Source organism: Bacillus sp. LR--39, from assembly GCF_053613335.1.
On sequence record NZ_JBSIOT010001053.1, the window covers coordinates 1 to 646 of the forward strand.

Genomic DNA, 646 nt, shown 5'->3' on the forward strand with positions numbered 1-646 from the left:
CCGACAGCGGTCGGTCCGATCAAAACGATGACCGGCGGCTTCGTTTTATTCACTGATGATCACTCTCTTTAAACAAGCTCCTCCCATTATACCATTTCACATTCAAAAACACCCATTTCATTTTACCCGTTTTCACTGTTTTCCAAACATTCCCTCACCAGCAAATCGGCTCATTTCCGACGATTTCTCTTGTGTAACCCTTAAAAGGATGCCGGTGCCTTTCCTTCATTCCATCGCTTACATAAACGACTCCGCCATATCTGACCGGGGGAGCCGCAGAATATGCCAAATAGGTCGTGCCCTCGATTTCATGATAGTGCGTGCCGTCCGCCCGCGGAATCGCTGGCCCCGTAATCGCATAATACCTATGGTAATGACCATCGACGAAAGAAGTAATTCCGGAATAAAAATGAACGTGCCCATCTGTATTGCTCCCGTTTGCCGGCTGGGAAAAACCCTCAATTAGGTGGTAATGTCCCTCGGCAGTCGTTGTTCTCGCCCTGTAGGCGTGGGCATGGGGAGGCGCTTTTGACCAATCCGACTGATACAGCGTCATGTTTGCGTTCACTCCTTTTTGAGGGCTGCTTCACTAAAAAATCCGGCGGGCGCCCAGGCAAAAACGGCTGGGCAGAATACAGTGATGTTA

At 49.7% G+C, this 646-nt stretch carries 1 protein-coding gene; it reads right to left on the minus strand.

All coding sequences use genetic code 11. The annotated features are described in order from the left end of the window. Window positions 1–154: 154 nt before the first annotated feature. Window positions 155–556 (minus strand): YmaF family protein, encoded by a 402-nt coding sequence (locus ACWHAR_RS28370; protein ID WP_452088607.1) that lies wholly within the window; start codon window positions 554–556, stop codon window positions 155–157. Between the last annotated feature and the right edge of the window lie 90 nt (window positions 557–646).